The 13452-nt window shown below is 72.9% G+C and carries 16 protein-coding genes; 7 read left to right on the plus strand and 9 right to left on the minus strand.

The annotated features are described in order from the left end of the window. Positions 1 to 1428 (plus strand): aldehyde dehydrogenase family protein, encoded by a 1428-nt coding sequence (locus A6A25_RS00665; RefSeq protein WP_073885753.1) that lies wholly within the window; start codon positions 1 to 3, stop codon positions 1426 to 1428. Further along, a complete protein-coding gene (locus A6A25_RS00670; protein ID WP_073885754.1) occupies positions 1421 to 2287 on the plus strand; it encodes an aldehyde dehydrogenase family protein in 867 nt (288 codons plus the stop codon). The genes A6A25_RS00665 and A6A25_RS00670 overlap by 8 nt, the downstream gene beginning before the upstream one ends. Here A6A25_RS00670 and A6A25_RS00675 read toward each other — a convergent pair. The 9 genes from A6A25_RS00675 to A6A25_RS00715 form a co-directional block, all read right to left on the minus strand. Then, the gene (locus tag A6A25_RS00675) at positions 2284 to 2832 is read right to left on the minus strand and encodes a hypothetical protein (RefSeq protein ID WP_073885755.1); all 549 of its coding nucleotides are present in this window, start codon (positions 2830 to 2832) and stop codon (positions 2284 to 2286) included. The genes A6A25_RS00670 and A6A25_RS00675 overlap by 4 nt on opposite strands. Continuing rightward, complete coding sequence (locus A6A25_RS00680; protein WP_143192895.1) at positions 2829 to 4154, minus strand: hypothetical protein; 1326 nt, start codon at positions 4152 to 4154, stop codon at positions 2829 to 2831. Before A6A25_RS00680 ends, A6A25_RS00675 begins: the two co-directional genes overlap by 4 nt. Continuing rightward, positions 4151 to 4945: an ABC transporter ATP-binding protein gene (locus A6A25_RS00685; protein ID WP_143192896.1), complete on the minus strand. Its 795-nt coding sequence runs from the start codon at positions 4943 to 4945 to the stop codon at positions 4151 to 4153. Before A6A25_RS00685 ends, A6A25_RS00680 begins: the two co-directional genes overlap by 4 nt. A gap of 14 nt (positions 4946 to 4959) precedes the next feature. Then, entirely contained in the window at positions 4960 to 5730 is a 771-nt protein-coding gene (locus A6A25_RS00690) for a hypothetical protein (RefSeq protein WP_073885758.1), read from the minus strand. Then, positions 5727 to 6257 (minus strand): RNA polymerase sigma factor, encoded by a 531-nt coding sequence (locus tag A6A25_RS00695; RefSeq protein ID WP_143192897.1) that lies wholly within the window; start codon positions 6255 to 6257, stop codon positions 5727 to 5729. The genes A6A25_RS00690 and A6A25_RS00695 overlap by 4 nt, the downstream gene beginning before the upstream one ends. A gap of 45 nt (positions 6258 to 6302) precedes the next feature. After that, positions 6303 to 7691 carry a choice-of-anchor A family protein gene (locus A6A25_RS44535; protein ID WP_083667772.1) on the minus strand — a complete coding sequence of 463 codons (1389 nt, stop codon included), beginning with the start codon at positions 7689 to 7691 and terminating at the stop codon, positions 6303 to 6305. A gap of 91 nt (positions 7692 to 7782) precedes the next feature. Then, the gene (locus A6A25_RS00705; protein WP_073885761.1) at positions 7783 to 8361 is read right to left on the minus strand and encodes a Fic/DOC family protein; all 579 of its coding nucleotides are present in this window, start codon (positions 8359 to 8361) and stop codon (positions 7783 to 7785) included. Between the two features lie 18 nt (positions 8362 to 8379). Beyond that, entirely contained in the window at positions 8380 to 8976 is a 597-nt protein-coding gene (locus A6A25_RS00710) for a Panacea domain-containing protein (RefSeq protein WP_073885762.1), read from the minus strand. An 87-nt stretch (positions 8977 to 9063) separates the two neighbouring features. Beyond that, positions 9064 to 9600, minus strand: coding sequence for an SMI1/KNR4 family protein (locus tag A6A25_RS00715; RefSeq protein ID WP_158073664.1), 537 nt, complete (start codon positions 9598 to 9600; stop codon positions 9064 to 9066). 158 nt (positions 9601 to 9758) lie between these two features. Here A6A25_RS00715 and A6A25_RS00720 point away from each other — a divergent pair, with 158 nt between their 5' ends. The 5 genes from A6A25_RS00720 (at position 9759) to A6A25_RS00740 (ending at position 13426) form a co-directional block, all read left to right on the plus strand. Further along, entirely contained in the window at positions 9759 to 10082 is a 324-nt protein-coding gene (locus A6A25_RS00720) for a hypothetical protein (protein ID WP_073885763.1), read from the plus strand. Position 10083: 1 nt separating this feature from the next. Next, positions 10084 to 11250, plus strand: coding sequence for a C40 family peptidase (locus A6A25_RS00725; protein ID WP_073885764.1), 1167 nt, complete (start codon positions 10084 to 10086; stop codon positions 11248 to 11250). Between the two features lie 4 nt (positions 11251 to 11254). Then, positions 11255 to 11638 carry a YbaB/EbfC family nucleoid-associated protein gene (locus A6A25_RS46185; RefSeq protein WP_073885765.1) on the plus strand — a complete coding sequence of 128 codons (384 nt, stop codon included), beginning with the start codon at positions 11255 to 11257 and terminating at the stop codon, positions 11636 to 11638. After that, positions 11635 to 12147: a hypothetical protein gene (locus A6A25_RS00735; protein ID WP_073885766.1), complete on the plus strand. Its 513-nt coding sequence runs from the start codon at positions 11635 to 11637 to the stop codon at positions 12145 to 12147. Before A6A25_RS46185 ends, A6A25_RS00735 begins: the two co-directional genes overlap by 4 nt. A 64-nt stretch (positions 12148 to 12211) precedes the next feature. Next, complete coding sequence (locus tag A6A25_RS00740; protein WP_073885767.1) at positions 12212 to 13426, plus strand: primosomal protein; 1215 nt, start codon at positions 12212 to 12214, stop codon at positions 13424 to 13426. Positions 13427 to 13452 lie beyond the last annotated feature (26 nt).

Consider the following 13452-nt stretch of genomic DNA (forward strand, 5'->3'; position numbering starts at 1 on the left):
ATGTGGGAATACGCGCCCGCGCCCGAATCGCGGGACATCGCGAACCTCAAGCCGAACTACCGGATGTTCATCGACGGCCAGTTCGTCGAGGGCGCCGGTGAGCCGCTGAAGACGGTCAACCCCGGCACGGAGGAAGTGCTCGCCGAGGTCTCCACGGCCGCGTCGGCGGACGTCGACAAGGCGGTCAAGGCCGCCCGCCGCGCCTACGAGCGCGTCTGGGGCAAGATGCCCGGCGCCGAGCGCGCCAAGTACATCTTCCGCATCGCCCGCCTGATCCAGGAGCGCGCGCGGGAGCTGGCGGTGCTGGAGTCGCTGGACAACGGCAAGCCGATCAAGGAATCGCGGGACGTGGACGTGCCCACGGCCGCCGCGCACTTCTTCTACCACGCGGGCTGGGCGGACAAGCTCGGCTACGCGGGCTACGGCCCCGACCCCCGGCCGCTCGGCGTGGTCGGCCAGGTCATCCCGTGGAACTTCCCGCTGCTGATGGCGGCGTGGAAGATCGCGCCCGCGCTGGCGACCGGCAACACGGTGGTGATCAAGCCCGCCGAGACGACGCCGCTGACCGCGCTGGTGCTGGCGGAGATCATCCAACAAGCCGACCTGCCACCCGGTGTGGTGAACATCCTCGCCGGGGCGGGTGACGTCGGCGCGGCCGTCGTGTCGCACCCGGACGTGGACAAGGTCGCGTTCACCGGGTCCACCGAAGTCGGCAAGATCATCCAGCGGCAGCTGGCGGGCACCGGCCGCAGGCTCACCCTGGAGCTGGGCGGCAAGGCGGCGAACATCGTGTTCGACGACGCGCCGCTGGACCAGGCGGTCGAGGGCATCGTCAACGGCATCTTCTTCAACCAGGGTCACGTGTGCTGCGCGGGCTCGCGGCTACTGGTGCAGGAGTCGGTGGCCGACGAGCTGCTGGAGAAGCTGCGCGTGCGCGTGTCCACGCTGCGCGTCGGCGACCCGTTGGACAAGAACACCGACGTCGGCGCGATCAACTCGCGCGAGCAGCTGACCAAGATCCAGGAGCTGGTCGAGTCGGGCGACGCCGAGGGCGCCGAGCGCTGGACGTCCGCGTGCCCGTTGCCGGACAAGGGTTTCTACTTCGCGCCGACGGTGTTCTCCAACGTGTCGCAGGCGATGCGGATCGCGCGCGAGGAGATCTTCGGTCCGGTGCTGTCGGTGCTGACGTTCCGCACGCCGGACGAGGCCGTGGCCAAGGCGAACAACACGCCGTACGGGCTGTCGGCCGGCATCTGGACCGAGAAGGGGTCGCGCATCCTGTGGGCGGCGCAGAAGATGCGCGCCGGCGTGGTGTGGGCCAACACGTTCAACCGCTTCGACCCGACCGCCCCGTTCGGCGGCTACCAGGAGTCGGGCTTCGGCCGCGAGGGCGGCCGCACCGGGCTGGAGGCCTACCTCGATGTCTGAGAATCGGATCGCGGTCACCAAGACGTACAAGCTGTACATCGGCGGCGCGTTCCCGCGCTCGGAGTCGGGCCGGTCCTACCCGGTGGTCGACGCCAAGGGCGGGTTCCTGGCCAACGCGGCGCAGGGTTCGCGCAAGGACGCCCGGGACGCGGTGGCGGCGGCGCGCAAGGCGTTCCCGGGCTGGTCGGGTGCGACGGCGTACAACCGGGGACAGGTGCTGTTCCGGGTGGCCGAGGTGCTGGAGGGGCGGCGGGAGCAGTTCGCCGCCGAGGTCGCGGCTTGTGAGGGCGTCACGGCGAAGAAGGCGCAGTCGCTGGTGGACGCGGCGATCGACCGGTGGGTCTGGTACGCGGGGTGGACCGACAAGGTGGCCACGGTGCTGGGCGCGTCGAACCCGGTGGCGGGGCCGTACTTCTCGTTCTCGGTGCCGGAGCCGACGGGTGTGGTGGCGGTGCTCGCGCCGCAGGAGTCGTCGCTGCTGGGGTTGATCAGCGTGGTGGCGCCGGTGATCGCGACCGGCAACACGGCGGTGGTCGTGACCTCGCAGGACCGGCCGTTGCCCGCGGTGACGCTGTCGGAGGTGCTGGCGACGTCCGACCTGCCCGGTGGCGTGGTGAACGTGCTGACCGGGCGGACGGCGGAGATCGCGCCTTGGCTCGCGTCACACGCGGACGTGAACGCGCTGGACCTGACCGGTGCGCCGGAGTCGACGCGAGCGGACTTGGAGCGCGCGGCGGCGGGGACGGTGAAACGCGTGCTGCGGGCGCGTCCGGCGGAGGACTTCACCGGTGAGCCGGGCTTGGCCAGGTTGCGGGCGTTCCTGGAGACGAAGACGGTCTGGCACCCGATCGGGGTCTAACGGCGGCAGCCGAGCCAGGCGTAGGCGAGCAAGCCGGTGCAACCCAGCACGACCGCGGTGACCGTGGCCGAGGTCGTGCTGGTCGGCTGCACCGGCCACGTCAGCAAACTGAGCCAGTGGTCGTCGGCGGGTGGGATGACGAGCGTGACGCCGGTCCAGCCGACCGGCAACGTCCAGGCGGCACGTGCGCCGAGGACCACCGCGGCCAGCGCCGCCAGACCACCGAGGCCGACGACGTCACGGAGCACGAAGGCGTCCCCGGCGACCGGCCCGGTGGCGAGGAGGAGTGCGGTCACAACCGCGCCGCCGAGGAGCAGGTGCGCGGCGCGGCGGGGTGGCCAGCCGAACGCGGCGGTGCGGTCGAGCGCCAGGTCGTGCCCGCCGAAGCCGGTGGCGACGGCGGCCGTGCCCAGCGCCGCTCCGAACGCGGCCACGTGCGGGCCGCCGTCCAGCGAGGCCAGGGCGGCCAGGCCCGTCACGACGGCCGCCGCCGAGGCCGGGACCTGCCTCGATCGCGCGTAGAGCAGCAACCAGCGCGCCGTCACGCGGCACCCCCGGTGAGGGTGGTCAGGGCGTCGCCCGCGCACGCGGCCTGCACCTCGCGGGCCGCCTGGACCCTGACCGCCTGGTCGGCCTCGGGCATCGCGCGCAGGTGCGCCCACGCCCGCTCGGTCAACGCGTCGATCTCCTCGCCCAACCACGCGCGGAACGACGGCAGCGGCTCCACGCGGCCGGTCAGCCACGCCGTCATCACCGTGCGCGCCGCCACCTCGCGGCTCACCTCGCGGGGGATGCGGTCGCCATAGCAGGTCCGCGTGCCCGCGCCGGCCACCAGGTACGCCGTCACCTGCTCGGCTGTCGGCGGCTCACGGCGGAAGTACGTGAAGTCGTCCAGGTTGACCCACACCGCTTCCGTCGACTCCGGACCGCGCTCCGGCTCACCCCGCACCGCCGCGGGCACCTCCCGCACCGACGTCGGCGGAGACGGCAGCTTCGCCAGCAGCCGCAACGCCTCCCGCGCGGGCCCCGCCAACGCCGCCCGCTCGTGCTCGTGCGCCCGTGTCAGGCACAACCGCTCGACGCACACCAGCTCCGCCGCCACCTCGTCCCGCGCCGCGGCCGACATGGGCATCAACGGCACCGCGACCGCACCGGCCACCAGCACGGGCAGCACCGCCGCCCACCGCCGCAGCACCAGCAGGAACCCCGTCACCGCCAGCGCAGCGAACCACAGCAGCTGCACGGCGCTCACCGCCGCCGGCACGGAGGCGTACACGGTCACCGGCATCGGCAGCGACGGCAGCAGCAGCGTCCAGCCCAGCTCCGCCTGCTCGGGCCCGAGGCCGAGCGACATCAGCGCCAACCCACCGACCGCCAGCAGCGGCGGCGTCAACACCGACGGCACGAGCCTGGCCAGCCCCATGCCCAGCGCCGCGGCCCCGACCAGCGCGACCACGCCCACCACCGTGACCGGCAGCCAGGCGAGGTGGAAGTAGTCCGTCGCCGACACGACCTGCGCCGCGCCGACCACGAGCACCACCGCGTACGCCGCGACCAGCGCCGTCGCCACCGCGCCGAGCGTCCACGCGACCCGGTGGGCACGGGGCCGCGGCGTGGAGCCGAACAGCTCGTCCACGCCGGACCGCCGGTCCCGCAGGCCCTGCACCGCACCGCCGCCCAGCACCAGCGGCCAGGCGATCATGAGCATGAACCGGACCCACTCGGCCATCGTCGACCACTGCCGCGACCACGCGGCGCTGTTCTTCATCGACGGACCCCACTGCAGCATGCCCACCACGACGACCACCGTCAGCACGCCGAGCACCAGCGCCGCGGTCCGCCTCAGCTCGATACCGAGGATCCTCACCACTCACCCGCCCCACCGAGCACGGCCGAGTAGCCGCGCTCCAACGGGCTGTCGCCGACGTCGTCCGCCCCGCCCGCGGCGGCCAGGTCGTCGGGTGTGCCCTGGAACACCAGCCGGCCCTTGTTGATCAGCACCACGTCGGTGCACGCCGCCGCGACGTCCTCGACCAGGTGCGTCGACACGACCACGCACGAGTCGGAACCCAACTCCTGCAACAACTCCCGGAAGCGGACGCGTTGACCGGGGTCCAGCCCGGCGGTCGGCTCGTCCAGCAGCAGCACCTCGGGGTCGTTCACGATCGCCTGCGCGATGCCCGCCCGCCGGACCATGCCGCCGGACAGCGCCTTCAGCTTCGAGTCGGCGCGGTCGGCCAGCCCGACCCGTTCGACGGCCCGCTGCACCGCGCCGGGGACGTCCCGCTTGGGCATCTCCTTGAGCCACGCCATGTACTCGACGAACTCGCGCACGGTGAACCGCTTGTAGTAGCCGAAGTCCTGCGGCAGGTAGCCGAGCGCGCGGCGCACCCGGCGCAGGTCGACCCGCCCGGACACCGGCTCGCCCAGCACCTCCAACGTCCCGGACGCGGGCCGCAGCACGGTCGCCAGCGACCGGATCAGCGTGGTCTTGCCCGCGCCGTTCGGCCCGAGCAGCCCGTGCACGCCGCGGCCCAGCCGCAGGTCGAGCCCGTCCACCGCCATCGTCCGGCCCGCGCGCACCCGCAACTGCTTCGCCTCGACCTGCCAGGCGTACCCCGTCGGCGCGACTTCCGCCGCGCTCACCGCACGTGCCATGAGCCTTCCCTCCATCACAGCCGCGCGTAGGCCGCGGACCTGAAGAACACGGCGGCGGCGCCCCCGACGAACACCGCCGCCCAGACCGGCGCCGCACCCGGTGCCAGCGCACCGGGCACGTCACCGACGACCACCGCCGGTCCGATCACCAGCGACGCCCACGCGGCGGCGGTGGCGACCGCGGCCCGGCGCACCCCGATGACACCGCCGAGCGCGAGCGTCACCGCCGTGACGCCGAGGCACGGCAGCAGCCAGTACGCGGGCGACGCGCCCACCTGCCAACCGCCCAACAACAACGCGGGCAGCACGACCACCAGCACCGCGAACGTCCGCCGCAGCACGAGCTGCAGCCCGGCCCGAGCCGTGGACGCGACCAGCTCGTAAGCCGGGTCCATGCCACGCGACCAGGCCGCGGCCACCCCCAGCACGGGCACGATGGGCGCGATCAGCAGCACCGCGGCCGACGACGAGGCGGCGGGCAGCAGCCCGTCCAACGCCGGCGCCGCCAGCACGACGGAGGCCGTCATCGCCAGCCACGGCAGCACCGACGGCGTGGCCCACCGCGCGAGCCGATGGCGTCGGCGTGCCGGTGTCCCGGTCGGCGCCAACTCCGCCCACACCGCCGCCGTCAACGCCGTGACCTGCGGCGGAGCCACGTCGGCCAAGCGCAGCCGGCACGTCTGGCACGTCTCCAGGTGCGCCTCGACCGCCCACAGCACGTCGGCGGGCAGGTCGGCACCGGACGCGTACCGGGCGATCGAGTCGGCCGTCGGGTGCTCGCTCATGACAGTGCCTCCCGCATCGCGATCCGGGCCCGCCGGGCGCGGGTCTTCACGGTGCCCTCGGGCACCCCGAGCAGCACGGCGGTCTCCCGCACGGTCAGCCCGTCCAGCACCATCGCCTGCAACACCTGCCGCAGCTCGGGTGCCAGGTCGCGCAACGCGCCGCCGACGTCGTCGCTCAACGCGCCCGCCAGCACCTCGTCCTCGGCGGCGGGCGCGGCACCGGCCACCGGCAGCGGCACCGCCTGGTGCGCACGCCGGCGGAACGCGTCGACCAGCCGCCGTGCCGCGATCGTCCACAGCCACCCGACCGCCGTGCCGTCGACCGCCGCGCCCGCGAACGACCCCGCCGCCCGCCACACGGCCAGGTACGTCTCCTGCATGACCTCGGCGACGACCTGCTCGTCGGCGCACCGGCGGCGCAGGCGCACGGCCAGCCACGGCGACGTGCGGCGGTAGAGCTCCTCGAAGGCCGCGCGGTCGCCACGGGCCACCGCGCGGACCAACTGCTCCTCGTTCACATCCGGCAAGACGCCGGAGCGCGGAGAACGGTTCTCAATCCGACGTGATCTGCGTCACTTGGTGGAGCGGATTGCGCGACGCCTGGTCAGCACCAGGGCACCCGCGCCGATCAGCAGCAGGGAGCCGCCCAGCACCAGGAAGCCGGTGACCGGCGCGCCGGTGGTGGCGAGCGGCGTGTCGGGGCCGGGCACGACCGGACCCGTGTCACCGCCGATCCCGTCCACGGCGGTGGTCGACGTGGTCGACGGCACCACCGCACCGGAAGTCGTGGTGGTGGTCGCCGGGGTCGTGGTGGTCGGCGCGGTCGTGGTGGTGGTCGGCTCCGTGGTGGTGGTGGTCGTGGTGGTCGTGGTCGTCGTGACTGTTTCGCAGGTCGTCGCGATGTTGTCGAACGGCGCGTAGTGGATCTCACCGCCGTTGGAGACCCCGCCCATGATCGCCGTCCGCGCCACGACCGCGCCCTCGATGTTGGACGCGCTGAGGTCGACCAGCGCGGCGTTCGGCGCGTAGATCGTGCCCCACACCGTGGGCGACCCGGCCGGCAGCGTGATGGTGCCCGAGGTGGTGAAGTTCCACAGCACGTGCTGCGACGGCTCGTTGCCCTGCCAGCTCACCTGCGGCGGCGAGAACGCGTAGTCGCCGTCGACCACCACGTTGATGATCAACCAGGCTCTGTCGCTCGGCTGCAGCATCCCGTTGACCGGGTTGATGTTGTCGAGGGTGTCCAACTGCGCAGCGGTCAGCGTGAGCACGTTCTGCCCCGGCACGAGCCCGATGGTGGCGTTGGGGTCGGTCCCGTTCCACGTCCCCTGGCCGTTCTGGTCCCGCAGCACGACCGTTGACGGGCACGCGAACAGGTCCGCGTTGATGTCCCGGTAGGTGGCGAACAGGGACGCGAAGTCGAACCCGTGCGGCCCGGCGACCGACTCGGCGGACTGGGAGGTGTTCACCCGCACCGCGGGCACACTCCCCACCGCCGCGCCGTTCGGCACGATGTGCGTCACCCCGCCGGAGGGCAGCACGTCCGCGTTCGCCAGGTCGCCGATCTTGGCGTAGGAGTTGTTCAGCACGGTCAACGTGCCGGTGCCGCTGCCTGCGAAGTCGGCCTGGCCGCCGACCACCAGGCTGGTCGGCGCCGTGTCCCCGTCCAGCACGTACGTGCCCGCGTGGTTGAGGCCCACCCGGTAGTCGGTGAACCGGACGTCACCGCCGACCGCGACCGGCCCCTCGGTCTCGTTGTCGTGCAGTTCGGCGTCACCCTCGATCAGCACGAGGAACCCGTGGCTCGGATCGGCGTACACGTCGTCCGGCGCGACCGGGCGCAGCGGGTTCAGCACCGCGGTCACGCCGACGGCGGGCGCCTGGGAGATGACCGCTGCCGCGGCCAGCGCCGCCAACCCGACGGCCGCCGCGCGACCCATCCGAACACGACCGTTGCGCATGTCAGGCTCCTGACGGCGGGTACAGGCTGCCTGACACGAAACATCAACGCGCGCGGATCGGCATTTTCGATCACCCCATCGGGTGGGTGGCTCAGGCCGGACCGGTCACCCCGTCGAACAGCTCGCGCAACGTGTCGCTGCCGCCGGTCATGCTCTCCCGGCAGGCCCGGTGGAACTTGTCCACGTCCAGCGCGGCGAAGTCGACCCGCCACCCCGCGTGCAGCGCCAGTTGCCAGAAGAACGCGCGCTGCGCGCGGCCGTTGCCCTCCCGGAACGGGTGCAGCGCGTTGACCTCGGCGAAGTGGTGGGCGAACCGGTCGAGGAACACCTCGCGCCCCAGGTCGGCGAGGTGCCGCTCCTCGCGGAGCCGGCCGAACAGGTAATCGCCGTAGGACTCGACGTGCCGCCAGTGCGCGAACAACGACGTCCGCGCGATGTCCACCCGCCGCAGCTCACCGGCCCACGGGTAGACGTCACCGAACAGGCGGCGGTGGAACGCGCTCAGGTGCGCCAGGTCGAACCGACCCGGCAGGGTGGTGACCTTCAGCTCCGCGTCGCGCAGGACGACGACTTCGGCCTCGATCTGTCGCAGGACGTCGGCATCGGTCACACCGAGGAGGTTGACCAGCACTCCGGAACCGGGATCGACGTACGGGTCCTCGGTGTTCACAACCGGCGGTTCACGACTTCAGCAACGCCTCGACAGCAACGCCTCGATCCGCCGGGCCACGGCGTCGTCGGCGCCCAACCGGCCGGCGGCGACCTGCCTGGCCGCGCGCACCGCGTCCTCGGACACGTCCTGACCTTCGAGCCGGACGTTCGCGACCGCCTCGGCCACCGCCGAGTCGGGGTCGCTGGTGAGGCGGCGGAAGTACCGCGCCATGACCGCGTGCGACAGGGGCGTGCTGCTGGGTTCGGACTCCGGCAGGTCGCCCCGCGCCGCCCGCCACGGCTCCTCGTCGTGCGCCATGTCGCTCAGCTCGTGCCTGCTGAAGTGGCCGTACCGCTCGACCACCGACCGCACGACGCCGCGCTCGCGTTCGGTCAGCCCACCCGGGTCGCCCTCTTCCCAGGCACACACCTCCGACCGGCCCTGGTGGCGGAAGTAGACCTCGGGCACGACCGGACCTCGCCGCCACGCCTCGATGCGGGCGTTGAACAGGGGCTCGTCGTAGCGGGCCAGGTGCCACGCCTGCGCGTAGTAGAGCAGCTTCTGCAGCTTCATCGGCGACTCGGGCCCGGTGGCGTCGAGCACGGCCGCGGCAACATCGTGGACGTCCGCCATGCCACCTCCCGCGAGTGCTCTGAGCTGCGACTACTCATCTTACCGGAGATCGGCGCCGCGGGATCGGGCGTTCGGGCGAGCGGTCGGTCAGTTCGTGCACCAGCCCAACCGGCCGTCGGTGGTGACCAGCGGCTCGCAGTGGCCGAGCCGGCTGCGGTGCTCCAGGGCCGTGGCGACCTGGTCCAGCATCTCGTCCAGGCTGGTCCACTCGGGCTTGAGCATCTCGCCCGCCTCGCGGTCCCACTCGACCACGCACCCCGACAGCACGCCCGGCCGCAGGTCCAGCGCCAACGCGTCACCGCACCCGTCGAACGCGATCGGCAGCCACATCGGGTGGAAGCCCTTCGTCGGCGTGCCCGCCTCGGTGCCGAGGTCCGCGGGCCAGAACCGCTCCTTCAACCGCCACGACCGCAGCGCGTTGGACGGGCCGAGGGGCGTGTAGAACGGCGGCAGCACCTCGGCGAACGCCAGGTCGGCGGTCCCGCCGCAGACGGCCCACCACGCGCGCAGCTCGGCGGGCGGCTCCAGCCCGCTGGCAACCGCCAACGCCTCGACCGCGGCGCCGTCCTCAGGGGGCACGAACGCCGAACCGGTCAAGGGGGCGTGGTCGTCCAGCCACGCCACAATCCGTTCCCAATGGCGCAAAACACCCACCTGCACATGATCAGGTGACGGCACCGCCGTCGGTACCGCTCATCGGGGCAGGATCTGGCCGAACGCCGCACGACCGGCCGGCGGATGGGGCAGGATCGCCGTCGCACGGCACCAAGAGGGGGACGAGGGTGGAACGGGGTTTCGGCGTCGACACCGCGGCGCTGTCGGCGTACGGCAGCACGGCGGCGGGTCTGGCGAGCGAGGTCGGGGCGGTCGGCACGTCCACGTTGGCGGGCACGACGTCGTTGGCCGCGGGCAGCTTCGGCAAGATCGGCGACGAGGTCGGCCTCGGCGCGGCGTTCCAGAGCGCGGCACAGGCCCAAGTGGACGGTGCGGCCGCCGCTTCGGCCGCGCTGTCGGCGTTCGGCGCAGAGGTGCGGAAGACCGGCCAGGCGTACCGGGAGCAGGAGGCGCGCAACAGCGCCGACCTCGGCCGGGCAGCGCAGGTCTGACGTGGACGTCGGCGGTTTCCTGGCGGCTCTGGTCCAGCCGATGAAGGACCACCTGGCCGAGCTGGAGGGTGACACCGGCGGCGCGACGAGCGCGGCGGAGGCGTTCGGGCGGGCGGCCACGGCGTTGACCGAGCTCGACGGCAGGCACACGGGCGCGGCGAACACCGCGATGAGCGACTGGTACGGCGAGAAGGCGAACGCGTTCCAGGCACGCGTCACCGCGTTCTCGGGCGGCGTGGGCACGTTGGCGCGCAACGCGACGGCCACCCAGCAGGCGGCCACCACGGCGGTGAACGCGGTGAACGCCGGCAAGACCGCGATCCAGGGGCTGATCGACGAGTTCACCGGCTGGGCGTGGCCCCGGCTGGCGGCGGCGGTCGCGGCCGGGGTGTTCGGCGGGATCGGCGCGGTGCTCGCGGTGGCGGCGGAGGTGACCGCGAAAGCCCGCGAGTACGAGGGCAAGACCGGTCAGGAGCTGGAGAAGGTGCGCGGCGAGCTGACCGCCGTGGTCGGGCGGTTGCAGGCGTTGCCGAAGCCGGACTTCGCCGGGATCGGCGACCCGTTGGGTGCCGAGAGCGGTGGCACGACGTCCACGTCGTCCGCGGGCGACAGCGGCGGGTCTTCGTCGTCCAGCGGCGGTGGTGGAGGCAGCGGGGGCGGCAGCGGCGGTGGGGGCGGAGGCAGCGGTGGCGGGGGCAGCGGCGGTGGCGGCGGTGGCGGCGGTGATGCCGTCGGACCGCGCCTGCCGGTGGCCATCCCGCCGCAGCCCGGCACCGGCGTCGGTGTGAACCTGCCCGACGGCAGCTCCGCCGAAGCGCCCAACGAGACCGCCGCACGTGCCGTGCGCAACGCGTTGTCCGCCCTGGGCACCCCGTACGTCTGGGGCGGTGCGAACCCGCCCCAGGGCACCGACTGCAGCGGTCTGACCCAGTGGGCGTACGCGGGCGCCGGGTTCGACATCCCGCGGCCCGCGTCGTCACAGGCCATGGGCGCGTCCGTGCCGCCGGGCCAGCTGCTGCCCGGCGACCTGGTCGTCTGGGACGGCCACGTGGCCATGGTGATCGGCAACGGGCAGATGGTGGAGGCGGGCGACCCGGTGCAGGTCAACCCCATCCGCACGAGCAACAGCGGCATGGGCTTCATGGGCTTCTACCGACCGACGGGCTGAGGACGTGGACGAGACGCAGCGGGCGGCCCAGCGGGTCGCCGACACCCAGCGGCAGGTCGCCGAGCACGCGGCGCGCACCGGACCGGTGCTCGGCCGGGCGTCGTCACCCGACGGCGCGGTCACGGTCGTCACCGCACCCGGCGGGCCGCCGCGGGAAGTGCGCGTGTCGCCGTCGGCGTTGAACATGGGGCCGAGGGCGTTGGCGGACGAGATCCTGCGCGTGTCGGCGCGGGCTTCCCGGGACGCGGCCACGCGCCTGCACCGGACGGTGGAACGCGTGGCCGACCCGGCGGCGGTGCGGGCGTTGGCCGAGATCGGCTTCGAGCGCGGGCCGGACGACGACGACTTCGGCGGTTACGACGGCACGTACCTGAGGGGTTCGCGGTGACGCAGGAGCGGGGACTCGCGACCGAACAGCGGCTCGCGGCGGCCGAAGGGCTGACCGAAGTGCTGGCCCGGACCACCGGCAGCGCCGAGCACCCGACCCGCCTGGCCCGCGCCACCGCGACCGCGACGGGTGAGCTGAAGGCGCTCGACCTGCACCCGAACGCGTTGGCGCAGGGACCGGACGCGGTCGGCAGGCTGGTCGCGGAGACGGCGCGGCTGGCGACGGACGCGGCCGTGCAGAAGAGCTACAACGAGCTGGCCAAGTCGTTGGGCGACGGCCTGGCCATGGCGGTGGAGGCGTTCGCCGGACCGCCGCCCTTCAAGACCGCGCAGGGCGTGCAGGGGGTGCAGGCGCCTCAGCCCCTGGTCACGGCCCCGGAGGAAGCGCCGGGGGCGCACCGGCCGCCGTGGGCGGGCCAGGTGAAGGGCCGCGCCGCGGCTCGCCCCCAACCCGAGGAAACGGACGACGACGACTACTTCGCGGACCCTTTCCGTGGTCAACGGCAGTAGCGCCTGATCGACCCCGTACTCTTGCCCCGCATCGCAAAGGGGCATGGCGTGACCGGGAGGTCGGATGGCACAGGACATCGTCCCGATCGAGCTGGGGCTCACCCAGGGTGATGTGGTCACCCTGTGGGCCCCGCGCTGGCGGGAAGAGGGCGAGGAGTGGGAAGCCTTCCTCGGCCACGAGGAGGACCTGTACGCGTTCCCCGATGCCGCGCACCTGGCGGCGTTCGTGCGCAAGACCGAAGAGCACGACCTGACCGACCACCCGGCGTGGCACGTGGTGCCCGCGCTGTCGGTCGGTGAGCTGTCGCCGGACGACAACCACCAGTTCGACCTGGTCGGCGTGCCCGAGCTGGTCGCCGAGGAGCCCGACACGTGGGTCATCGGCGAGCTGGCCGACGTGATCTCGATCGTGCGGTCGCTGGCGGACGTCTGCGAGCTGGAGAAGGTCCACGAGATCCTGGACTCGGCGGAGGGCTTCGCGCTGCTGCCGCAGGGCACGCTGCCGTTCACCGGCCGCGAGGGTCAGGCGCTGTGGACCGAGATCTCCCAGGTCGTCGCGGAGAAGTGGGACGAGGTGCTGGACGCGATCGACGAGGTCGTGACCACGCCGGAGGTCGACGAGACCGCGCTCAAGGCCGCGCAGGACGAGCTGGCCGAGTTCGAGGAGGCCAACGCCGCCGCGGCGGCCTCGGCCTCGGCGGACGAGGACGACGAGGACGGCGACGAGCCGGTCGGCTTCTGGGGTGAGGTCGGCATCGACCCGATCAAGATCATCAGCGGCGCGGGCGAGTACTACACGCTGCGCTGCTACCTCGACGACCAGCCGGTGTTCCTCGGCCGCAAGGGCAAGATCGACGTGTTCACCTCGCCGCGCGCGTTGGCCCGGTTCATCGTCGAGGCCGACGACAACGACCTGGCCGAGGTGTCGACCTGGGGCGAGCTGGTCACCAAGGCGACCGGCGGCGACCTGGAGGTCGAGGTCGACCCGGACAACGTCTACGTGCTCACCGGCCTGGACGAGGACATCGCCGACGGCCCGGACGCCATCGACCCCACCCAGCTCGACCTCGTGGTCGAACTGCTGGAGGACACCGGCGAGTGGGCGAACGACGACACCGTGAAGGTGGCGCTGAACCAGTCCGAGCGGCTGGGGTGGCTGGTGTCGTACGTGCTCAAGCCGGACCCGACGCGGCTGGCGCCCAGCGCGCCGTTCGACGACGAGCAGTCGGCGTGGCGGACGCTGGTGGCGGCGTTCGAGGACCGGCTCAAGGTGCACTAGGCACGGAGGAGCGGTACCGAGCAGCA

The organism is Saccharothrix sp. CB00851 (assembly GCF_001905065.1).
Lineage (GTDB): Bacteria > Actinomycetota > Actinomycetes > Mycobacteriales > Pseudonocardiaceae > Actinosynnema.

Excerpts from the sequence above, each read along its gene's own strand:
- A6A25_RS00665 (WP_073885753.1), top strand. The coding sequence starts at position 1 with ATGTGGGAATACGCGCCCGCGCCCGAATCGCGGGACATCGCGAACCTC.
- A6A25_RS00670 (WP_073885754.1), top strand. The coding sequence starts at position 1,421 with ATGTCTGAGAATCGGATCGCGGTCACCAAGACGTACAAGCTGTACATC.
- A6A25_RS00685 (WP_143192896.1), bottom strand. The coding sequence starts at position 4,945 with ATGGCACGTGCGGTGAGCGCGGCGGAAGTCGCGCCGACGGGGTACGCC.
- A6A25_RS00690 (WP_073885758.1), bottom strand. The coding sequence starts at position 5,730 with ATGAGCGAGCACCCGACGGCCGACTCGATCGCCCGGTACGCGTCCGGT.
- A6A25_RS44535 (WP_083667772.1), bottom strand. The coding sequence starts at position 7,691 with ATGCGCAACGGTCGTGTTCGGATGGGTCGCGCGGCGGCCGTCGGGTTG.
- A6A25_RS00710 (WP_073885762.1), bottom strand. The coding sequence starts at position 8,976 with ATGGCGGACGTCCACGATGTTGCCGCGGCCGTGCTCGACGCCACCGGG.
- A6A25_RS00740 (WP_073885767.1), top strand. The coding sequence starts at position 12,212 with ATGGCACAGGACATCGTCCCGATCGAGCTGGGGCTCACCCAGGGTGAT.